This window comes from Desulfosporosinus sp. FKA, from assembly GCF_002196785.1.
Lineage (GTDB): Bacteria > Bacillota > Desulfitobacteriia > Desulfitobacteriales > Desulfitobacteriaceae > Desulfosporosinus > Desulfosporosinus acididurans.
Genome location: NZ_NAHZ01000034.1, coordinates 423233 through 445371, shown reverse-complemented (window position 1 = coordinate 445371; position 22139 = coordinate 423233). Strand labels below are relative to the sequence as shown.

Annotated in this window: 23 protein-coding genes and 3 riboswitches; of the genes, 18 read left to right on the top strand and 5 right to left on the bottom strand. The window is 40.2% G+C overall.

Features of this window, described 5'->3' with window-relative positions; genetic code table 11:
* The first annotated feature begins 555 nt into the window (after positions 1-555).
* The 8 genes from B5771_RS23320 (at position 556) to B5771_RS23285 (ending at position 9109) form a co-directional block, all read left to right on the top strand.
* Positions 556-879, top strand: a complete 324-nt coding sequence (locus tag B5771_RS23320; RefSeq protein WP_088189644.1) for a GNAT family N-acetyltransferase — start codon at positions 556-558, stop codon at positions 877-879.
* Positions 880-957: 78 nt separating this feature from the next.
* Positions 958-1055: riboswitch (SAM riboswitch) on the top strand.
* An 80-nt stretch (positions 1056-1135) separates the two neighbouring features.
* Positions 1136-1342 carry a hypothetical protein gene (locus B5771_RS23315; protein WP_088189643.1) on the top strand — a complete coding sequence of 69 codons (207 nt, stop codon included), beginning with the start codon at positions 1136-1138 and terminating at the stop codon, positions 1340-1342.
* Positions 1343-1556: 214 nt separating this feature from the next.
* On the top strand, positions 1557-2714 hold the full coding sequence (locus tag B5771_RS23310) for a hypothetical protein (protein ID WP_088189642.1): 1158 nt from the start codon (positions 1557-1559) through the stop codon (positions 2712-2714).
* A gap of 1 nt (position 2715) precedes the next feature.
* Complete coding sequence (locus tag B5771_RS23305) at positions 2716-3579, top strand: diguanylate cyclase (RefSeq protein WP_088189641.1); 864 nt, start codon at positions 2716-2718, stop codon at positions 3577-3579.
* Positions 3566-5176: a DUF2334 domain-containing protein gene (locus B5771_RS23300; protein WP_172408354.1), complete on the top strand. Its 1611-nt coding sequence runs from the start codon at positions 3566-3568 to the stop codon at positions 5174-5176. The genes B5771_RS23305 and B5771_RS23300 overlap by 14 nt, the downstream gene beginning before the upstream one ends.
* Before the next feature lies 1 nt (position 5177).
* A complete protein-coding gene (locus B5771_RS23295) occupies positions 5178-6446 on the top strand; it encodes a glycosyltransferase (protein ID WP_088189639.1) in 1269 nt (422 codons plus the stop codon).
* A gap of 6 nt (positions 6447-6452) precedes the next feature.
* A complete protein-coding gene (locus B5771_RS23290; protein WP_088189638.1) occupies positions 6453-8495 on the top strand; it encodes a cellulose biosynthesis cyclic di-GMP-binding regulatory protein BcsB in 2043 nt (680 codons plus the stop codon).
* Positions 8492-9109 (top strand): fibronectin type III domain-containing protein, encoded by a 618-nt coding sequence (locus B5771_RS23285; protein WP_088189637.1) that lies wholly within the window; start codon positions 8492-8494, stop codon positions 9107-9109. The genes B5771_RS23290 and B5771_RS23285 overlap by 4 nt, the downstream gene beginning before the upstream one ends.
* Before the next feature lie 75 nt (positions 9110-9184).
* Here B5771_RS23285 and B5771_RS23280 read toward each other — a convergent pair whose 3' ends face one another.
* Together B5771_RS23280 and B5771_RS24460 are read right to left on the bottom strand one after the other, a co-directional pair.
* A complete protein-coding gene (locus tag B5771_RS23280) occupies positions 9185-10897 on the bottom strand; it encodes a methyl-accepting chemotaxis protein (protein WP_088189636.1) in 1713 nt (570 codons plus the stop codon).
* 72 nt (positions 10898-10969) lie between these two features.
* Positions 10970-11143 carry a hypothetical protein gene (locus tag B5771_RS24460; protein ID WP_172408353.1) on the bottom strand — a complete coding sequence of 58 codons (174 nt, stop codon included), beginning with the start codon at positions 11141-11143 and terminating at the stop codon, positions 10970-10972.
* Positions 11103-11186: riboswitch (cyclic di-GMP riboswitch) on the bottom strand. It overlaps the preceding gene by 41 nt.
* Positions 11187-11512: 326 nt before the next feature.
* On the opposite strand from B5771_RS24460, the gene B5771_RS23275 reads away from it, so the two are divergent.
* From B5771_RS23275 to B5771_RS23260, 4 genes are all read left to right on the top strand, one after another.
* Positions 11513-11875 (top strand): hypothetical protein, encoded by a 363-nt coding sequence (locus tag B5771_RS23275; protein ID WP_088189635.1) that lies wholly within the window; start codon positions 11513-11515, stop codon positions 11873-11875.
* A gap of 68 nt (positions 11876-11943) precedes the next feature.
* Positions 11944-12372: a PfkB family carbohydrate kinase gene (locus B5771_RS23270; protein WP_242966946.1), complete on the top strand. Its 429-nt coding sequence runs from the start codon at positions 11944-11946 to the stop codon at positions 12370-12372.
* Between the two features lie 48 nt (positions 12373-12420).
* A complete protein-coding gene (locus B5771_RS23265; RefSeq protein ID WP_088189634.1) occupies positions 12421-12915 on the top strand; it encodes a MarR family transcriptional regulator in 495 nt (164 codons plus the stop codon).
* Positions 12905-14116, top strand: coding sequence for a multidrug effflux MFS transporter (locus tag B5771_RS23260; protein ID WP_088189633.1), 1212 nt, complete (start codon positions 12905-12907; stop codon positions 14114-14116). Before B5771_RS23265 ends, B5771_RS23260 begins: the two co-directional genes overlap by 11 nt.
* A gap of 19 nt (positions 14117-14135) precedes the next feature.
* Here the strand turns inward: B5771_RS23260 and B5771_RS23255 are convergent, their stop codons facing one another.
* The gene (locus B5771_RS23255) at positions 14136-15536 is read right to left on the bottom strand and encodes an amino acid permease (RefSeq protein WP_088189632.1); all 1401 of its coding nucleotides are present in this window, start codon (positions 15534-15536) and stop codon (positions 14136-14138) included.
* Between the two features lie 100 nt (positions 15537-15636).
* Positions 15637-15812: riboswitch (Lysine riboswitch) on the bottom strand.
* 412 nt (positions 15813-16224) lie between these two features.
* On the opposite strand from B5771_RS23255, the gene B5771_RS24455 reads away from it, so the two are divergent.
* A complete protein-coding gene (locus B5771_RS24455) occupies positions 16225-16365 on the top strand; it encodes a hypothetical protein (protein WP_172408352.1) in 141 nt (46 codons plus the stop codon).
* Between the two features lie 128 nt (positions 16366-16493).
* Here the strand turns inward: B5771_RS24455 and B5771_RS23250 are convergent, their stop codons facing one another.
* Positions 16494-17021, bottom strand: coding sequence for a DoxX family protein (locus B5771_RS23250; RefSeq protein WP_088189631.1), 528 nt, complete (start codon positions 17019-17021; stop codon positions 16494-16496).
* 401 nt (positions 17022-17422) lie between these two features.
* Between B5771_RS23250 and B5771_RS23245 the strand changes: the two genes are divergently transcribed.
* From B5771_RS23245 to B5771_RS24945, 3 genes are all read left to right on the top strand, one after another.
* Positions 17423-17632 carry a DUF1657 domain-containing protein gene (locus tag B5771_RS23245; protein WP_047809112.1) on the top strand — a complete coding sequence of 70 codons (210 nt, stop codon included), beginning with the start codon at positions 17423-17425 and terminating at the stop codon, positions 17630-17632.
* Between the two features lie 248 nt (positions 17633-17880).
* Positions 17881-18111, top strand: a complete 231-nt coding sequence (locus B5771_RS23240; protein WP_088189630.1) for a hypothetical protein — start codon at positions 17881-17883, stop codon at positions 18109-18111.
* A gap of 104 nt (positions 18112-18215) precedes the next feature.
* Complete coding sequence (locus B5771_RS24945) at positions 18216-18536, top strand: hypothetical protein (RefSeq protein WP_242966945.1); 321 nt, start codon at positions 18216-18218, stop codon at positions 18534-18536.
* A 197-nt stretch (positions 18537-18733) separates the two neighbouring features.
* Here the strand turns inward: B5771_RS24945 and B5771_RS23230 are convergent, their stop codons facing one another.
* Complete coding sequence (locus B5771_RS23230; RefSeq protein ID WP_088189629.1) at positions 18734-20797, bottom strand: methyl-accepting chemotaxis protein; 2064 nt, start codon at positions 20795-20797, stop codon at positions 18734-18736.
* Between the two features lie 680 nt (positions 20798-21477).
* On the opposite strand from B5771_RS23230, the gene B5771_RS23225 reads away from it, so the two are divergent.
* Both B5771_RS23225 and B5771_RS23220 read left to right on the top strand, forming a co-directional pair.
* Positions 21478-21774 carry a BMC domain-containing protein gene (locus B5771_RS23225; protein ID WP_088189628.1) on the top strand — a complete coding sequence of 99 codons (297 nt, stop codon included), beginning with the start codon at positions 21478-21480 and terminating at the stop codon, positions 21772-21774.
* Positions 21775-21802: 28 nt separating this feature from the next.
* Entirely contained in the window at positions 21803-22093 is a 291-nt protein-coding gene (locus tag B5771_RS23220; RefSeq protein ID WP_047809115.1) for a BMC domain-containing protein, read from the top strand.
* Positions 22094-22139 lie beyond the last annotated feature (46 nt).

Genomic DNA, 22139 nt, shown 5'->3' with positions numbered 1-22139 from the left:
AGCCTCGAAGACTGCCGAATATGTGATTAACTAAATTATAAGATGCAACATCCTAAAAAGGGTGATGCCAAACCAACCTGATTGACATCACCCCCCAATTTTACGAAAAGAGACATGCCTAACTTGATGTTAGACGAGCTCTTAGAAAAAAGTCCCTCCGAATTGCTGTCCCCGGAGGGCAAATATAAGTACCATGAAAAAGACTAAGGGACTTCCCCCTTGAATGTATTATATCATGATAAACTGGAATAGCTATTGGTAATAATTGCGGTTGATTGGGATCATCTAACAATTAATAATGAAAAATCCGCAGTTTCCTGGTAAACTTGTAATTAACTAAACTTCAGTAAAGAATACTACTATATTAATCAGGAGAGTTCAATAGTATATAAAAGTAAGACCCTGGCCCAATAGATTTGCTAGGTTTCTCTTTAGCAATTTATAAACGGAAAGGGGGACAGAATTGTGAGCTGAAATCTGGAAAGTTAGAAAGGGAAATCTGGATACACGAGGCCAAGCGAAACTTTCGCAAATTCAGGTGAGGAGGAATTAGTGATGAACTGGAAGTATGAGGAGCGACGTATATATGCAACCGATGAAAAAGGTGAACTAATGTGTGAAGCAACATTTGTTTCCAAGGAAAACGGTGAGCTGGATATAGACCATACTTATGTAAATCCAAGCTTGAGAGGGCAAGGTATGGCCGGTAAGATGATGCAGGTTGTAGCTGATTATTTAAGAGAAAAAGGTCTTAAGGCTTCGGCTACGTGTAGCTATGCTAATAGCTGGTTGAAAAGACACGAAGAAGGGTATGCGGATATCTTATCAAAGGATATGGCTGATCAAGCCGCTGCTTGTAAAATTAATGCGAAGCATTAAGATCTTTTAATTAGAATTGACAAAAGCGAAATTTGCAACTAGTATATTAATCATTGACAAACAATTAATTGAATAAATCTCTTATCGAGAGTGGTGGAGGGACTGGCCCGATGAAGCCCAGCAACCAGCGTAAGTATGGTGCTAAATCCTGTAGGAGTATTCCTAACAGATGAGAGTTATAAATATCTCTTCATGTTAGAGGAGATATTTTTTATTTTGGCAAAAATTAACATTTCCTAAAAGAGAGGTGCTTTTCATGGATGATATAATTTGGTTTCCCGTTACAAATTATGAAAAACAACGTATCAGACGTATCTGTGATTTAACTGGAATGACTCAACAAGAATGGTTTGAGGAGGCCTTGAAAAAATCCGAAAGGGATCTAGTTTCATTGACTGCCGAGAAAAAAGTTGTTTTGTATGGCACTGTGTTAGGAAAGAAATTGGAGTTAAAATTGAGCTAGTTGTTAAAGGATCATAAATAAGTAGTTGACAGGAGATAACTGCGTGCCTAAAGGTAAACTAGGTTTGTTCAATGTTAGATTTTTTTGCGAAATTGGCATTGGATTTCGGAGGAAATTGACGAAATATGTAGAAATTAAGATACAAGTTGACATTGAATTGGGCATATGAGTTAACGGCATCAATCGGCTGTTTGGTTTACTTTGCGAAAGAGGAGTGGATCTTAAAATTAAAAAGAAAATAAAATTATTTGCTATCTTCCTAATTCCTTTTGCTGGATTGTTTTTTGGATCGTTTATATACTACAACTATAAAATAAACCATTTGGAACCGGGTAACTATGCTGGTAAATATCTACTTAATGTTGACGCCTCAAACAGCACTGAAAAGAAAATTGATCAATTATTATCTCAGCGCTTCATGTCGAGTGAGGGGCTGCTGACAAGCTGTCAGGGTGTGGGAACAGAAAGTGACAGGTATATTCTTTTAGAATCCCAGGGTCAACTTATAGAGTATGCTCTGCTTGTTAAGGATAAAAATCTGTTTGAATCTGTTCTTAATAACCTGCAAACGTATTTTACAGCCCCCAAAGGATATTATTACTGGCGGCTAAATTTGCAGAAGAAACAACCGGACAATGCAACAGCCTTGGTTGATCAACTTAGAGTATTGAGGAGTCTAGACGAAGCAAGTACTGACTTTGGCGAGCCAACTTATAAAATCAAAGCTTTTTTCATGGCCTTTAATCTCTATAGATATAATCGGGACAAAAATGTATTTTGCGACAGCTACGATGGCAGAATAGGAAAAGCAGAACAAAAGATTTCTTTATTCTATATCGATCCGGTGGGATTGCAAACCTTATCTAAAGATTTTCCTCCAGCCAAGCAATCGGTTCGCAGTACTTTAGATATTCTTAAAAATGCCCCTCGTAATAATCAGGGCTTTTTCCCGTCCAATTATAATTTGCAGACTGGAAGTTATGTCTGGCCGGAAAAGTTCACCACTGTCGAACAATTATATACGATTGATTACGCTCAGAAGGCCGGGGTGAATGTTAATACGTTCATAGATTTTCTGCATAAAAGTATTCAGGCGAACGGTAAGATTTTCAGTACCTATCATGCAGATGGCAGTCCAGACGGCCTTGATGATTCAGCAGCGGTTTATGCGTTAGCGGCACGGATTTTTCATCAGGCTGGGGATAATAAGGATGAGCAATGGTGTTATGAACGAATGCTCGCCTACCGCATTTCAGATCAACCTGAATTGCAGGGGGCCTTTGGTTATGAGACGGCTAAATCAGCGTTTGCTTTTGATCAAATGGAAGCTTTGTTAACACTGCATCAAGAAGGGAAGACTATAAAGCAATAAAATGTTAGAACATAAAAATAAAGCAATTCGCAAAGATTACTTTTTTTTTGCAGAGATTTTTCTTCTTTGGTTAGTTTTATTAGCCATTAATATGTCCACAATTCCAGGGGCCAATCTTTCCACATTCGTGCTAATGGGCTGTACCGTAGCCGCCCTATTAATTGGTTATAGTTTTGGCTCCATGACTGGGCTTATTACGTCCTTAGTGTTTGTCTTTGTCTACGGTTCATATTTAATTTACAATGTTCTGGTGAGCGGCAGTATAACTGAGCTTAAGGTGCAATATGTTGTTTGGCTGTTCGTCGTTCCTTTGGGTTCCTATTTAGCGGGACAGATGAGTGCTTATGTAACTGGCCTTTTCTGGCAGTTGGAAAGAAAGTCAGATCTTGAAGAGTTTATCACCATAGATGCACAAACTAAATTTCTTAATCACAAGGCTTTTTTTGCTAAGCTGGAAGAGGAAATGTCCCGCTCCCGGCGATTTGAGCAACCTTTAACCCTTATTATAATCGTTCTCGTCAATGAGACAGAGATGCGCACAGTTTACGGCCGAGATGGAATGAGCCAAATCACTCTTGAAATGGCGAGAGTCATCGAGGAACATACTCGCATCATAGATGTTAAGGGTTGTATCGATGAAAAAACTACTGCCATAATTCTTCCGGGCACTCCTGGTGAAGGAGCAGCAGTTGTAATTGAAAAGCTTAATAATTCCTTAGACAGAATTAGCGTCAACATAAATGGGAAACACAAAATTATAAAACTAAGGGTTCGATTGGGAAAAGCAGAAGTTAGGAAAGGTGAGGACGATATTTTTGCTCTTTATGACCGTGCCGTGGAAGAAACTAAGTATGATCTTGGCTAGTCTTTTGCTATTTCTTATAACTGTTTTTGTTCCCACAGCCCAAGGGGATACCGCCGAAAACGATCTGATGTCACAGCTTCAGCCGAAAGCTGTGATTCTTTATGAAAGCAGGACAAGGTTTGGTGAAAGTTTTCCTCTTGTTAGTGCCTTAGAAGAATATTTAGGACACTTTAATGTTCAAGTTGAAGAATTAGAACGTTCAAAATGGACTCCCGGCAGTTTAAAGGGATTTGACTATATCTTTTATTTAGGTGACAATAAGGCGAATCTGCCGAAAAGTATGCTTTCAGAAATGAGCAGAGCACGTAAATTGTTTTGGTTCGAGCAGAATATTCAACAGTACTCAAACTATAAGAAATGGGTCGGCTTTCAAAGTCTAGGTCAACAACGTGATTTTGTATCGCTTCATTATCGAGGAGTGGATCTTCCCATTGATCCCGCTGCAAAATTCAATGTTGCCTATCCAGCTGGTGCGAAAAACCTAGTCACTGCCGATAATTTACAACATACTATTCCTTTTGTTTGGAAAATGGACAATGTTGTATATGTAAGCAGACTGGATTTTCAGACGCCTTTGAACTTAATTTTGGGCGGAATTTTAGAAGATACCTTAAGTGGGAATCTCGTTGAGAGTCGGCAAGTATTATTGAGAATTGAGGACGTTCAGCCCCTCACTCCCTCCGCTGCCGTGGCTAAGTTAATAACCACTTTAGCGGCCGCGCGAGTTCCTTTCGCCCTGACTGTGACTCCTGCCGTAAACGTAGGGGGAAAAACGGTTACTTTGGCAGACTATCCGCAATTAGTTAAAGTCCTTAAAACCGCAGAAGCAAATGGGGGATGCCTAATTCTCAAAGGATATGAGGCCACGAATGACAATGAATTGGAGTATTGGAATACTGCTGACGATAAACCTCTTGCAGAGGACAAAGAAACTCTTGCTCTAAGCAAGATAAGACAAGGCATTGAACTCTTAGCAGGGTTAGATTTGTATCCGCTGGCCTTTGAAGTGCCGGGTTCAGCCATGTCTTCCCGCGGCTATAAGACTTTAGCCCGGAATTTTACGACGTTGTCCGGTCAGGTTCAGCTTTCTGATACCTCATCCTCTGTATCTGTTAACGTTCCTTTTACATATCAATCACAACGGGCAGGGATGTTGGTGTATCCCAACAATCTTGGCTATTATGATCCGAAACTGTTAGACCCTGCCGGAACGATTCTGGAACAAGCTCGTCAATTATCGGTGGTTCCTGATTGCACTGCCGGCCTTTTTTTTCATAGCTACTTGCCGCCTGAAAAGCTGTTGCCTATAATAAAGGGTTTGAGCCAACTGAAATACCGGTTTGTGGATCTGCGAACTACAACTTACCGGGTAACTACTCCTCATGTATCGATTACAAGTGAGAATGGGCACCGCCGCATAAAATCGGATATTCCAGCCATATCCATTGACCAATCCCTAAGTGGTTTGAGATTATCAGTACGTAATTGGTTTTATGTACTGGCTTCGTTACTTTTAATTATTCTGTCACTATTTCTCTTGATCCTGTCTCGAATCCGTCGGAGCAAAAGCATTTTGTACGAAAAAAGGAGGAGTTAAAGTGGGAAGCCTTACTTTGACGGATTGGTTATTTATTTCAACGGTTTTGGCCATTTGGGTGCTCCTCTTTTACCACGTGATTCTAACGTTTGCCGGATATCGCCAGTTTGTGGCATCATTTTCAGAAGAAGAAGATTCTCCGGGCATTAGTTTAGAGTCTTACCCGACAGTATCGGTTCTTGTTCCTGCTCATAATGAAGAACAAGTAATTGGCCGTACTGTAGAAGCTTTAGCAAGATTGGAATATCCTAAAGACCGTATTGAAATCATTGTTGTCAATGATAGTTCCACAGATGGAACTGGTAATGTACTGGCCGAAAAACAGAAAGTGTATCCGTTTTTAAAAATTGTTACGATTAACCCTCCTTTAGGAGCCAAAGGTAAGTCTAACGCCCTTAACCAAGGTTTTCTTGCTTCAAGCGGTGAGTATATTGTTATCTATGATGCGGATAATACTCCTGAAAGGCGAGCGGTTCGCAGATTAGTGGAGAGGATTGTAAACGATCCTGAACTCGGCGCTGTCGTTGGGAAGTTTCGCACGCGCAACAAGAACGCTAATATCCTTACCCGCTTTGTTAACATTGAAACTCTAAATTTCCAATGGACTGTTCAAGCGGGTCGCTGCAGTCTATTTGGCCTGACAACAATTACGGGAACAAACTTTTTGATTAGGCGCAGCATCTTAGAAAAAATTGAAGGTTGGAATATCAAAGCATTAACCGAGGATACTGAGTTGACCGTTCGGTTATATGACGAGGGCTACTACATTACTTGGGTGCCTGATTCTGTAACCTGGGAGCAAGAACCGGAGAAATGGAGGATCTGGATCAAGCAGCGAACTCGCTGGGCTCGCGGAAACTTAGGCGTTATTAATTACTATATTCGTAACATCTTTAAGTTAAGAAACAAACGTATCGCCGGAGACATCATTTATTTCTTTTTTACCTATGGTATTTTCTTCTTTTCGATTCTAGTTTCAGATGCGATTTTTCTTCTTGGTTTATTGGGAAGAAGCAATTTAACCCTCACAGGACCATTTACGATTATCTGGTTTATGGCCTATGCTATGTTTATCTTCGAATCGTTCATTTCTGTAAACTTCGAATCGGGTGAGGGAACATTCCTCAATCTTCTTCTTATTTGCCTTATGTATTTTACCTATTGTCAGTTGTGGCTTTTTGTCGTTGTAAAGGCAACAATTTCAGCAATTAGCGATCGGATTTCGGGGACCAATGCACGTTGGTATAAGACCGAACGGTCAGGAGGTTAGGAAACGGTGTCTAAGAAACTTATCACACTAGCATTGGTGCTAATCTTACTTCTATTTCCGTCTGGTGTTAGGGCCGCTGAAGTGCCTAGGCAAGAACTATCTAATCTCACCTTATTTTCCACTGAGCAAGTATTTAAAGCGCCTTTTAATCAGGCAACGTATTACTTTACCTTACAGCCCTATTTTCAAGTCAGCGGACATTGCTTTTTGGACTTATTTTATACTCATTCCGATATTCTTGATTATGAAGCTTCCAACATTAGCGTTCTCGTCAATGGGGTACCTATTGCCAGTCGAGGGTTTTCGCAGGAAGACACAAAAAATGGATCATGGCGGGTGGATTTGCCGGCTCGGAGCTTCGCTCAAGGAATCAATCAAATTCAGATTGCAACCAAACAGAGTACGTCCGGATCAAACGATCAGGACATTGACAATCCGGGTAATTGGGTTGTTCTTTCGCCCCATTCGAACTTACACCTCGAATTGACGGCAAATTCAATCGGTTTGTCCACATATCCGTATCCTTTTTTAAATCCTCTTGCTCAGCAGCCGGTGCAAAGTACGTGGTATTTACCAAACAATACTAATGTCGATGATATAAAATCCATGTTGGCGACAGCTGCTGATTGGGGTTCTAAAGAACCCTATCAGGCGCTCAAATTTAAGGTTAACGTTGGAAAAGATAATTCTGGAGACGGTGACAAGATCCTTTTCGGGCAGCTCAAGGAATTGCCCGGTACCGGGAACTCTGATTTACCGGCTCAGGTAGGCGTGCTTTCCTTCAACCAAAGCTCAAACGGGAACGGAGATACTCTGCTTGTCTCAGGAACTGACTCTTCAGGCTTAGCCAAGGCAGCGGCGTCTCTGAGCAGTCCTGATACGGTTAAACAGATCAAGGGCAATACACTGATTGTTCAAAATGATCCCGCTGCCAACCGGCCGCAAAAACAAACCATCGGTTTAGCTGGTTCCTATACCTTATCTGATTTAGGCTACTCGGATATCGTCTTGGGTGGGGCATTTCACCAGCAAACCAGTATCGTCCTCAACCGCCCCTTAAATTGGCAGCCCGGAAGTTCCAGTTATATCAATGTGCATTTTAGGCATGCTGTACAATTGGATCCTGCCAAGTCCGCTCTCACAGTTTACATAAACGGAATTCCGGTAAAAAGCACTCCTCTAGATGCCAATAATTCCGATCAGGGTGAACTTCGTGTTCAGATTCCGGCATCAGAATTAAATAAACCTTCATGGACCGTCAACTTTGCTTTTATGAACTATCTCAATGTTAATGGCAGCGCGATGCGTTATGATGAAGTCGCTTGGTCGGTTCTTTCTGCGGATACAGAAATTTATCTGGCTCCAGGCCCAATTGATAATTCATGGGGACTGAAGGAATTCCCCACGATTTCCCGTCCCGGTCAGCCTTCTATACAAGCCACGATGTGGTTATCTCAACAACCGGATCAGGAAGAATTGACCTTGGCCGCGATAATTGCTGCCAGGGCAGCTCAAAAAGGGCAACAGGTTAATTGGAATGTTGTGTTGGGGACAAGGACGAAGCAAATGGAAGATAACGGCCCTGTAATAATGGTAGGATATACTCAGGAAAAAGAACGTTTAGAAGCGTTAAAAAAATATATTCCTGCCTGGCCAGAGCAAAATGGCAGTTATGAAGTAGCACCTTTTGTCAGTTTCATCCCAACTCAAAATAATACAGCGGCTCTACTTGAGGCGGCCACAGTGCCTTGGAATAAACAGCAGCCTCTTTTTGTAGTCCTTGGGACGAAAGCTGATTCTCTCAGTAGAGTAAGTGAGATTCTTTCCAACAGTAAATTGGTGGATCAAGTAACCGGACAATTAAGTATTATTTCGGCTGATGGAACCATTACCTCCTTATCCCCGACAGTGGAAAATCAAAGAAATCAGCCCAACGTTATTCAACAAAGACCTGTCCTCGGATACGCCGTAGTTGTAGGAGCAGTGCTGCTGCTCACACTTGGCAGTTTATGGCTGATTCGAAGAAGGGATAGGGTAGGCAGACAATGAAAATAAAGGGTAAAGCGATTATTATAATTCTCTTGCTATCAGCAATCATTACTGTTTCTTTGATTTTATTTATCTGGAAACAGAAGTCGGTTCCCCAAGCCTACTCATCTGTTCGCAATCTGGCGCCGCTGCCAAACTTGGAACAACAGTCGATCCAGAGTTCCTTGAATAATTTTTGGCATGAATACACCCTGCAAAATAACACCAAGGGAGATACAAAGGAGTCCGCTTCGGTTCCTAAATCAGAATCGATCACCTCTTCAAGCCGTGAGGTAAAACCAACGACAGATACGACAAAAAAAACGAAAACACTTTATCCGGGAATACCTGAAGGGCTAGTGACTATTCCTGTTAGCAGTACTAGTATTAAATTGCGTTGGGATCCTGCTTCGTATGCTACAACTTATAACGTTTACCGCTCGGCAGATCGGGAACGAGGGTATCGTAAGATTGCCAACGTTAAGACCCCAGAGTATGTGGACACAGGACTTAATCCCAGTACCGAATATTTTTACAAAATAAGCTCTTTGAAGAGTACCGGTGTCGAAAGTTATTTTGCAAATTCGGTTGGCGCTGAGACCAGCGCAAAAGCCAAAGGCGTTCTCGCTTACTAATGTAGTGGAGTGAGAACGCCTTTATTCAATGAGGGCACCAACAAGTTTTGGTACAGTCCTTAGTGATGCAAAGTTCTAAAGAGTAAACTTACCAATAACATTTTGAAGTTCAGTGGCTAAGGAAGCCAGGCTGCTGGCGGAGGAGGCTATTTGTTCCATTGATGCCGTTTGTTCTTCGATACCCGCAGATACTGTTTGGGCTTGGGATGAGGTCTCCTTGCTATAATTGTCGATTTTCTCTGCCGAAGTTGCCAGCTGCTGAGTACCAAGCGCTACTTGTTGAATCGTTGCTGTTATTTCTTCAATCTGAGTTGTCACCGATTCTACAAGCTTGCTGATTTCTTTAAATGATTGTTCAGCAAGATTTACGACTTCAAGTCCCCCTTTGACATTTTCGACTTCACGGCCCATTGCGGTAACCGCTAAATGAATGTTTTTATTATTCTGCTCGATAAGAGAGGTGATTTCTGTTGTGGATACTCGTGATTGCTCTGCTAGTTTGCGTACTTCTTCAGCGACTACAGCAAATCCCCGGCCATTTTCTCCTGCCCTTGCTGCTTCGATTGCGGCGTTTAAAGCCAGTAAATTGGTTTGTTCTGAGATTTGAGTTATAAACTGAATTATGGCGCTGATTTTTTCAGAGCTGATTGAAAGGTCTTCAATGCGTTCTTGAATTGTATTTGTCCCTTCACTGATGTTATTCATCTGTAGAGTTACTTCGTCCAAAGCTTTTTGCCCGGCTTGAGTTGTCGATAATGTTGTAGCCATTGAATCGGCAATCTCATTGCTGCTGGCTGCAACTTCCTGTGTACTGGCAGAAATTTGTTCAATAGAAGAAGTTACGTCCTCAATAGCTATTGCCTCTTTTTCGGTTTCACTTGCCACAAGTCCCATGGAAGAAGCGATTTGATTGCTGGCTTGTGTGCTCTCTTCAATAATGGCACTAAGTTCTTCTGATGATGCGGTTACTTGCTCTGAGGTATGACTAACCTGGTTAACCAGTTCAAGGAGATTTTTTTTCATAAGGTTAAAACTTTGGGCCAGCTTACCTGACTCATCGTTTCCCTCGACAATAACATCTTCGACCGTTAAATCACCATTGGAAACTTGTTCTACTCCTGCTAAGACTTTCTTAAGATTAATGGTAATTAAGTTAGCAATAAGATAACTGATCAGTAGACCCAAAAGAGCCGCAATGAGAGTTAAAGCAATGATTACCCTTTGGGCATCGATATTGGCAGAGCGATTTTGGGAATAGATAGTATCAGCTTTTTGGGCACAGAAATCAGCAAGATCTTGCATCGTTGTATTTAAGGTGTCAAGATGTGATTGAGCGTTATTGGTGAAGTATTCATAAGCATTAGGGTTTCCCTGATTGGCCAGCGCGATTGCTTTTTGCTGTGCAGTTCTATAGGCGGTAATCTCCTGATTGATTTTAGCGGTTCTTTCTTTTTCATAAGAACTGTTAGCTAATTTCAAGTAAGAAGCATAACTTTTATCAAAGTCAGCGGAGAGGGAATTGATCTCGTTTGCCAGCTTTTGTTGAGTGGTTTTGTCTTTGACCAAAAAGTAATGAAAGGTATCTGATTCATCAGCTCTGGACATAGCTCGTGCATCATTTATGTACTTGACAGACAGAAGGTAATTTGCGTAGATATCATCCATTTGAGAACTGTCTAGGGTACTAAAGTGATAACCAACAATACCCACTGCGCAGATGAAAAATACCATTATTATGACCAAGGCTAAAATCTTTTTTCGAATTTCCCAATTCCTAAACCAACTCATACATAGCACCTCCAAATTATTGGTATTTGGCAAAATTAGTTGACTTATCTTGTCTAGCACTTTTACAGTTGTTTACTTCATACGCTTTCTTTCATCATTCGCTTTAAGCACAGCATCTGTTGCTGAGGTTTTGAGCCCTCCTTTTATTAGGGTTTTAGGTGGAAATACAAATCGCCACACCTTTGCGGTATGGCGATTTGAGCGTTTTGGAAGCTTGGCAGTCATCAGCTTAACTGGAAGACCCATAGCTTTGCGTCCTTGGCTTTCGCCAAGTTTGCCTTTATCGTCCATCCCATAATTTTTTGTACAGAACTCTTTCATATAGTTATAATACTACCTTTAATTTCTGGAATGTTGATGTTGACAGTATCTTAATGACTTTATCAAAATTTATTAAACTATAGCATCGTATCATTCAAATTGGTGTTATAACTCCATCGTTTATATTCCTTGCTTTCCCATGACGATGGGGATTTTTGCTGTTGTTTTTTCTTTAAGATTAAGCGTTATCAACAATTGATACGAAACCTTGATATAACAATCACACTTTAGTCACGAAAATACCAAATGTCTGGTTTAGAGTAACGTTAGAACAAAAAGGAGGTGAGTTGAACCATGAATCCCTACAGCGGCGGCTTTAGCTTTGGAAGTGGTCAGGGGCATATTTCGCCTATTCCCAATGCTCCTGGTTCTAATTTCTCTGTTCCCAATAGTGGCGGCAGCAATGTAATAAATAACGGTTTAAACGTTTACGCCTTAATTAACATGGGGCTGCATTTTATTATCGTAATCGCTGTTCTCCTGCTAATATTCTATACTGTTAAACACTTAGGCAAATTTCTCCTTTCAGTTAATAAACAGAGTGATAAAGCTCTTGAATTGCTGAATGAGCGCTATGCCCGCGGAGAAATTGACACGGATGATTATATGATAAGAAAAAGGACGCTAGGTTACATGTCTGAAACGAAGACAGGTTAAGAAGAATCAAGAATCTAGACGTTAAATAAAATTTGCTGCCCAAGAATCTTCCGAATGCGGAGTGCTTCTTGGGCTTTATCGATTTTATCAGTTTCAGTGGTTTCATAATAATAAACATGCGAATATATCGCAAAAACTCAGCAGCCAGTACCCTCGGGGTGGAAGGTATTGATGAAGCAGAGCTTCTCCTGGGAATAAAGGATATTGATAAGGTTGCGGATTATTTTTCTTCTCAAGGAAGTACAATTGTTGCCATAAAATTAGGCCCGAAAGGCTGCTATTTACGTCATCAATCTGAAGAACTGTTTGTTCCCGGATACAGCGTTGGAAACGTTATCGATACGGTGGCAGGGGATGGGTTCGCAGCAGGCCTTTTAGCGGGAATTCTGAGAAATGAAAGTTTGGAGAGAAGCGGCAAATATGCCAACGGGGTAGGGGCTATGGCAGACCAAAAGTATATTGACAGAAGAAAGAAAGATAACTACTATTATAATTAGTCGACTAACTATTAGCCGTAAAACTATATGTGCTAGGAGCGAACTTTTTTGGGATTTGAATTTAATTCACTGGAATGGTTATTCCCTGTATTTGACCGCATGCACCATAATTGTTTAAAGGAGGAAATTGTAAAGAGGGGGATAGGCGAAGTAAGTAACCCACAAATTTTGTTTATGCTTAAAAATGAAATGAATAATATGTCAGCATCGCAGAAGGAATTGGCAGAAATAATCGGAATTAGCCCACCAACTATTGCAATATCTATCAAGCGGATGAAAAAATCCGGGCTTATCTATCAGTACCCGGATGAAAAAGATTCCAGACGCAAACTCATAAAGCTTTCTGAAAAGGGATTGGCCTACATAGAAGAATGCGAGAGCGCTTTTAACAAAGTGGATAGAGCGATGCTCATGGGGTTCACAGAAACTGAACGCGAACAAATGAAACAATTTTATTGTCGTATGATTAGCAACCTTGAATCTTTGGGGGCAAAACCTCCAGCTCAATTTAAAAAGGAGCATAGTACGAACGATGGAAATTAATGAACTAAAAAAGCAAAAATATCTTGGTGATAAAGGAATGATTGTGCTAATTGCGGTACTTAGTGCTTTCATCCCCCTTTCTATGGACGTTTATCTTCCAGCCTTGCCTACTATGACAGAATATTTTCGGTCATCTCAGTCAATCATTAATCTCACATTAATAATGTTCTTTATTTTCTTTGGTTTTGGCACCCTGTTCTGGGGACCGTTAAGCGATAAGCATGGCCGAAAACCGATAGTATTAATTGGTCTCTCAATTTACACTGTTGCCAGTTTTTTATGTTCCCTATCATCTAGTGTATATTTATTGATCGCTTTTAGGGCTTTACAGGCATTTGGAGGAGGAGCCGCTTCTAGTGTGGCAACAGCGCTTGTCAAGGATGTTTATAGCGGCAGAAAACGAGAATCTGTGTTAGCAGTGGTTCAGTCGATGGTAGTAATTTCTCCTGCTGTGGCTCCTGTTGTTGGATCATTCTTGTTGAATGTAACTTCTTGGCGGGGAGTTTTTGTGGCTCAAGCCCTGATTGGTATTTCCGCTCTAGCCGGTTCTTTAGCTTTACAGGAAACAATTGTTGAGAAAAGTTCTGCTAGTGTGATGAGGACCATTGGCCGACTCGGTGTAGTTCTTAAGAACATGAGATTCACGTCACTTCTTCTCATCTTTTCAACCATGAGCATACCTGCCTTAGCTTTCATTACAGCATCTTCCTATATCTATCAGGAAAATTTTCATTTAAGCAGTCAGGTTTATAGTTACTACTTTGCTTTTAATGCCTTGGGGATGCTGTTTGGCCCACTCATTTATATCCGTTTATCAAACTATTATAAGCGTACTACAATTATCAACACTTGTTTTGCTCTAACAATCATAAGTGGGTTACTTATCAGTCTCGTTGGCAGCTATTCACCACTGCTGTTTGCAGTTACTTTGGTGCTCTCTACTGTTTCCGGAAGTGCAATGCGTCCGCCGAGCGCATTTTTGATGTTAGAACAGCAACAGGGAGACACAGGCTCCGTCTCATCACTTATGGGTTCCTTTGCCACGGTTATGGGAAGTGTTGGCATGGGCATCGTTTCTCTGAGCTCGAATAATCAAATTGCTGTTATTGGAGTTTTGAATATTATTTTGGGATTGATATGCGGGGCAGTTTGGCTATATCTTTCCAGCAGGCCATATTTAAAGCAAGCAACAGCCGATTAAGAAGCAGGGTTATCGCTTCTTAGGCGCTCAACTGCTTCGGCAGCAAGGGGACAAGAATTAATCCAGATACGATGAGCAACATGCCAAGGGCTAAAGTTTTTAAATCACTTAAGCCTGATTTCAAAACCCAGAAAGAATAAAGAGAGGCTCCCAAAGCCATTGTTCCATCCAGTAAACGTTTCCAGAGATTAATCTTTTCGTAGTTCTCTCCTTTTAAAACGACTACCAGAGAATAAATGCCGGAGAAAAGGTAAGGAACTAAATTTGCAAGGGTGGCAATAACAATCATTTCATTAAATGCATTGGCAATAGTATCCGAAATCATTGACAGCAGGAATAATTGAGTAAGACCGTTTGTTATCCAGGCAGCACGGTAGGGTGCCCCATTTTTGTTTTCTTTAACGAACCAGTGAGGGAAGAGATTAAGGCGAGCGGATTGGTATGGGACCTCAACACTTAGTAAGATCCAACCAACTGTTGCACCGAGCATGGAAAGAACTCCGAGAGCCGCCATAATCAAAGAACCCTTTGGCCCAATAATTCTCGTAAGAACGTCAACTAAAGGTTTGTCGGCAACCATCAATTCTTTAGCGGGCAATGCCCCCATTGCTAAAAATGTAATGAGAAGGTAAATAGCTAGGGCAATTACCAAACCTGTAAGTGTTGCCCATTTAACGTCTTGTTGCTTTTTGGCACGTCCGGATAGCCATACTGCGGATTCAACACCGACGAAGGCCCAGAGTGTAAGAATAGCTCCTTGATTCATTTGCTGAAAAAGTCCGATTGTTTCACCTGATTTAAGCGTCTTTTCTGCAATAAACGGATGGAGATACGTAACATCGAAGATGGAAAGAGCAATTATTATAAAAAAGATAAATCCTAGGATTTTAGTCACAGTAGCAAAAAAGTTAATTTTGCTGGCAGCATAGGTTCCTTTAAACATAAGATAATGAACAAACCAAAGTACCGCCGAAGCAATAACAAAAGAGAGAAAATTACCTGTCTGAATATTAAAGCTGCCCAGGGAAAAGAGAATTGTTTTAGATTGTAAAACAGGCAGGAAATACGTTAGATAACCAACAAGTGTAATAAGAATTGCAGCATTTCCAGGTGAGTTTGAGGTCCAATATCCCCATGAGATTTCGAATCCCATGATTTGTCCCAGCTTGCTTTTGCTGCCAAATAATTCTCGTGTATAACTGGGCGGACCGCCGATTAATTCAGACTTAAAATCTGACAGCTGGCCATATACATGGGCCAGCATTAAAACACCGAGGCCGGTGAATAGCCAGGCAAGCAACACACCTGCAGGGGAACCGACGTTGGAAAGAGATTGTGGAAGCATAAATATTGCCGATCCAACCATGTTTCCGGTAACAAGTGCGGTTAATAACCAAAACCCTAGCTTTTTGTCACTCATATTAATCCTCCATACTTTTTCTTAAGGCAAAATAAAAGTAAGCCCTCGAAGCGATCTATGTGCTGCGTAAGGGCTTACCCTGTTTAGAAGGTATATCTCCGAAGGAGGTAGCTCTCCACAAGACGCTTGTGACAGTTATGTTCCTTTCAAATACATAACCAGCATGTGAGTTTTTGGGAATTATCTCACACACTTCGGCGATACTCCCTTTCAAGCCATAATATTGCCCAAATTAAAAATGACTTTACTCTTGAGGACCGCGCCTCTACCCTGAAATTATGGTTCTATGGAATTAAAATTGATCCTTAAGTATCGTAACCGGGATAAGCCCTCTTGTCAATGAGCATTCTGCTCATTTGAACTGTAAGTTTATGGATTTTATCTTGTCGATTTAGCTGAACGAGTTCACTTGGACTCGACCCTCATGTTGAAACAGAGATCTAGAAAGTAGTTTTAGAAAACAAGTGATGAAAAAAAATGAGAACAACTAAAATTTTTAAGGGATTAAATTGATTCTGTTCCGCATTTGGAATATAATAGCATTTGTGTTGGAGTCTTGATTCATTACTTAATATTTACAGCAGCCTGTAGATTAAGGAGATTTTGCAGCGGTATGGATACTACTCGTGTTTTCCTTTGGATTACGGCTGATATGTTAATCCTAAATATGCAATAAGGGGGAGTACTTGTGGATGCACCTATGAGAATCGTTTTGCTTCGCGATGCGGATAAATGCAGCCTTAATAAACAACTCAGAGATGCGAGAAATGAGTATACGCTTGGTCAATTAGAGAATGAATATTTTCAGTGGCTAGATCAGTTGGTTTAAAATTCCTTGATATCTTCCCTTTAATGAAAAGGAAAATTGCCAGGAACATTGTATTATGAAGACTGAAAAAGTAGGGATCATCAGAAACTATTTAAAGTTTTTGATGATCCCTTTTGCCATTGCTTATTTTAGAATCTTTGCCCTTTTTTAGACTTGAGATATCCGCTTAAACCAATTAACTCAAAATATTTGGCAAAATTCATGACAATAATATTTGTCCAAATATAGCCGAAGTTGTTACCGGAACCAGCGGTAATAAACTGTACATTGAGAAAGAGTCCAAGAAGTGCAACCCATAAGAGCCTGAAGCCGATGATCATCCCAATACCAACGGCTATTTCACAGAGAGGGACTAAGAAATCAGTTACACCAGGCATGCCATTAAAGATGTGAACTGCAACCCATGCCCATAATTTATTAATATAAAGAGGATCAAAACCATGAGCTTTAGGCGGCAGCATGTTGGCAGCCATTCCCGCTATAAGCCCCTTTGCATGGCCTCCGGCAAAGTTAAGCCAGCCTGAAGTGGCTTTTTCCCAACCAGCTTGAACCCAAGCAAAACCATAAATAATTCGAGCAACTGTGAAGATAATAACAAAAACAGCCTTTTTCCAATCGCGCATTTCGTTTTTAACAGTATCAAAGTATGAGTTCATTTTATGAAGGCCTCCTTATTTAAAACTTTAAAAGTTAACTTAATTATACTAACATGAAATAAAAACTCAATCAATGCATTAATTATTGTAAAAAAAACAAAATTATACAGTTGGATATTAGTTAGATTTGACTAAACTATATTAGTGAAGTGGTGGTTTTAAAAGTGTTTAAAATTAATAAGAAATAAATTTCACAAATAAGATGTTAATTGTTTTGCTGTTGAATTATAAACCTCTAAAATATTTAATGAATTTAAAACAAAATGCGCAATTTTGCATTTTGATATCGTTTAAATCTAAACCAAGTAAAGGTTTTAATAAAGAATTTTGCCCATGATTGTTTGAGTAAATAAAGGAACAACTGCACATAATAGCTTTAAATGACTAGGAGGGATTAACCTATGACTGTTCAAGCAGATTTAGAAAAGGCTGTAGCTGCGGCACAATCGGCACTAGGAACCTACGAAACCTTCTCCACCTCAACTTTGGATGAGTCGGCTAAACAAATGTTTAAGGAGATGTCGAGTGATATGCAGCGTCATGTTACACAACTTAGAGGGCGTTTAGCCTATGTAACTCAGAACAACAGCATGAACAAGCCCTTAAGTTAAAAATAGACTTAATTACAGGGTCACAAAGATATAAGCCGCATTAATTTGAGCGGCTTATTATTTTTGAGCTTCAAATAGAATAATGAGGTCACCTTTTGGGGACAAGATTCATACTATATCCTGAAAAGAAACAATAGAAAAAGTCCTTAGTCCCAAAACTCTTAATCTCGAAATTTCTTGATCTCCGCCTGAGAATTGTCTTATAAAGACTGGATTTACCAGTCGAAATGGAAAGGAGATTATGAGTTATGGGTGGTTTTAGACCTAATTTGGCAGTTTTGTTTGATACACTTCCCATAGGTGCAAGAGTCATTGTCGGAACCGATTCGAGCGAATGGGTTGGAAATTATGGCGGAATTATTGATGGTGTGCTGTTTCTAACAAATGCTCGATTGTTTTCCAATGTTGGAAATCCAATCGATGGCATTCAATCTGTAGTTAGAATCCCAGTTATCAATCTCCAATACGTTAGTTACTAATAATCATGGTTTTTAGGGCCGAGAAAATCTGATCAAATTCCCGGCCCCCCTCCTAATCCTCTTATGCAGGCCATTTAGGCCTATCTTTAGAGGAGGGGATCTAAATGTTAAAACTGCCGCCTTATCCGCCTTATGTTCCGCATACTCCGCTGCCGCCAACAGTTCGCTGGCCTCATGTTCCTTATCCGCCAGTCGGAACTCCGCCATATCCGAATGTATGTATATTATTTGACACTCTTCCTATCGGAGCAAGAGTCGTAGTTGGACTTGGATCAAGTGAATGGGTTGGAAATTATGGCGGAGTTATTGATGGAGTATTATTCTTAACGAATGCTCAACTGTTTTCCAATGTTGGCAACCCAATCGATGGCATTCAATCTGTGGTCAGAATTCCAGTCATTAATCTTCAATATATCAGTTATTAGATTCTCAGTTATTAAAAAATAGGAATTATGTAAACAGTAAACCGCCAGAAATCGTAAGATATCTGGCGGTTTTTTGTCGTTTTCGGGAAATGGTATAACTAGGGAGAAGAGGGGGGAGATCATTTATCTTTAGGATTCGAAAAGGGAAAACTCGAATAGGAGGAATTGATATGGGGTAACAGGAGAAAATTTAATTCCTAGAATTGGAATTTCTTAATTTCTTCTTTTAATTTATTTGTACTTTCTTTAGTCCTAACTACTTGTTGTTTGACTTCATCAGACTTGCTTTTTACTTCAGCGGCTCGATTTGCAATGTTGGTGATTCCGATAGCCCCTTCATTAGCAGCATTAGCAATTCCATCTATTGCAGCCAAGATATTTTGGATCGAATTCATAAGCTCCTTAGATGTTGCACTGAATTCAGCAACAAGTTCATCGACAAAGTTGGCATCTTCTCTATATTTTCCAGCTACATTGAGCATAACCTTATAATCATTAGTTACGTCGTCAGAAACAAAGGAAAGTAAATTATCGGAATTACTCGAGAGATTATTAACAGAGTTTGTGACTTTTGTGGTAACCTCTTGTATTTCCATGACAGCGCCTTTTGACTGCTCAGCAAGTTTTCTTATTTCGTCAGATACCACAGAGAAACCTCTGCCCGCTTCACCGGCCCTGGCAGCTTCGATCGCAGCATTTAAGGCAAGCAAGTTTGTTTGCTCAGTTATTTGCATAATCGATTGGGTTAAGAGGTTAATTTGATCAACAACTTTTGATTCGACGATTGCCTGTTCTAACGTTTCCTTAGTTCCTAAAAATACATTATAGGCTTTCTGTTGGGCGGTATCAACATTTCTCTTAGTATCTTCTGCTCTTTCTGCAATTTTCCCCGCTGAAAGGGCACCTTCGTGAGATTTCTGAGCAATTAACTGTACGGATTTTTGTATTTCTTGTGACGTTGCAGCCATCTCCTCTGAAGATGCTGATGTTTCTTCCATACTTGCTGCTAACTCTTCTGTTGTAGACGATATTTCTTCAAAGTTTTCAGCTAAGACAATAACGTTATTCATTACATCCTGAACTTCTTGTTCAATCACGGCTGATTCATCTCGAATACTATTGATCAAATGTTTGATGGAATTTTTCATATCATTTATAGCGTTTGTGATTGAGCCAATTTCATCGGATCGAGCCAGATATTTAGGATCAATATCCCGAGTAAAGTCTCCGCTGGCAACAATTTCTAAATACTCCGCGGACTTTATGATAGGGGTAGTTATTCGTTTAGTAGTTATAGTGATTAACAATATTGTAATCAGCAGCATAATAACAGAAATACTTAAAACCATAAACGATATTTTTTTAGCGCCTTGATTTAACTCGCTTTCAGCCATAAATGACGCTAAAATCCAGTCTGTGCCGGTAACTTTGTAGGGATTAACTATGTACATTGTGCCATTGATATCGACATCAAAGGGCTTTAAGTCTTTGGCAAGGAGATTTTCCAAGCCCGGTATCTTAACATCAGATAATTTTTTGAAATTATTTTTGGCATTATTGCCATCAGCTAAGATAACACCGGTGTTATGAACTATCATGTAATAGCCTGTCTTGCCAGGTTTCATAGAACTTAACATGCTGCTGATCACAGATTGCTGAACATCAATTCCGATTGTTCCGATGAGGTTTCCCTTAGCATCGGTAAAGGACCTAACGTTACTGGTAATCATTTGATGAGAAATGCCATCCACATAGGGAGCCGTTCTAACGATAGCCCCATTGCCGCTTAAACCTGTTTTATACCAGTCTTTTTCAGGAGGATTAAATTTGGCCGAGATGCTTGTTTCAGGCCATTGGAGATAAGAACCATTTTTCGTGCCGAAATATACATACATTGTTCCGGGATGACTTTTAGCATACTGATCAAAAACTTCATAAATTTGTTGCTCCAAACCTCCGTTTTTGGAAGGTGTCATGTTAACCGACTGATTGTTATTGGCATATGAAGTTATATTTCCTTCATTTGCTTCCATGACTAAGGGATTAGAGGCCATCATATTGATATCTTTATCAATCCGGTCATAAAAAATTTGAATTGAATTGGCGGCGATTTTCATTTGTTCATTGGAATTGTTAAAATAATCACTTTTTGCTTGGGTTGTCACTTCGTAACTGGCAATAGAGCCAACTGTTGCCAGGGCGACAATAATAATTGATAAAGAGATCACTAGAAACCTAGATTGGATACTTTTTAATTTCATCTATGAGCCCTCTTTCTATATTATTATACTAAGAAATATGTAGTTTTGCGTTTATCAAACACAATACCTTAATTTCCAGCAAAATTCAATATAAATTTCTTGATTTTGAGTTAATTCTGGGTTAATTCGAAGTTACCTATACCTTATATTTAATAATTTGAACTACAGATAAGAGCTAGTGAACTCGCTTTCGCTAAAGCTGACCATCGGGGCTTCAGATACAATAATGTCCACTGGACATTATTGCCGAGCCGCCTTTCCCAATAGGATTACTTAGCGGCGAAGGAGGACTCTACCCCACCTGAAGTTAACGAAGACACCCCCACTTATAGAAGTGGGGGTCTTAAAAATTGGATAAACATGTTAGTGAGCATATCGTGGGGCGGCTGAAAAGGGTATAGCGTATTACGTCTTCCTTATATCCCCTATAGCTGTTTGGTATATTACAGTTTTATCCGGAGGTAATATAATTATCTGCAAAGAATATTGTCGAATCCAAAGTCTTTAAAGTCTTTAAAGTCTTAGAAATAGTACATTCTAGGCCTATCAAAACCGCTTAATACTCTAAACCCATTATTTAATTTAAAAGCAAATTGCAATTTACAATTTGAACTAATGTATTAACGAAAGCAGATAAAACCTTTGTAAGTTTTCTGCATATTTGAATGAGGAGTAGTTCCATGGAATATTTCGGAGAAGAAGCCTTGGGTCTTGTCGAAACAAGAGGGATGGTCCCAGCCATTCAAGCCGTGGATGTCATGTGTAAAACTGCCGATGTTGTTCTTGTTTCTTATGAAAATATGGGTTCAGGTCTTGTCACAGTCATGGTGAAAGGTGATGTTGCCGCAGTAAGGTCTGCTGTGGAACAAGGGGCAGCAGCGGCAGCTGCCATTGGTGAAATGGTTGCTGCACACGTTATCCCGCGCCCCGTAAGCCGAGTAGGGAAAATTGTTTCCCGGCATGATATTGATAACTGACATGAATTACTTGAAAAAGGGGAATTGCATGGAGAGAAATGATGCCTTGGGATTTATAGAGACCTATGGACTTGTATCGATACTTGAGGCTGCAGATGCGATGTGCAAGGCAGCAGACGTAGAACTGGTTGGATATGAGAATGTAGCTTCCGGATTAATTTCTGTGGTAGTACGTGGTGATGTTGGGGCTGTGAGAACCGCGGTTGAGGCCGGCGTTAAAGCAGCCGAAAAAGTAGGTAAGATTTATAGTACTAATGTTATTGCCAACCCTCATCCGGATGTTGAAAAAATTGTCGCTAAGCACGTTATAGATTGGTGAACGGATGACCGTTGCTTTTTACTTGGATAGAGAAAGGAGGCGAGGA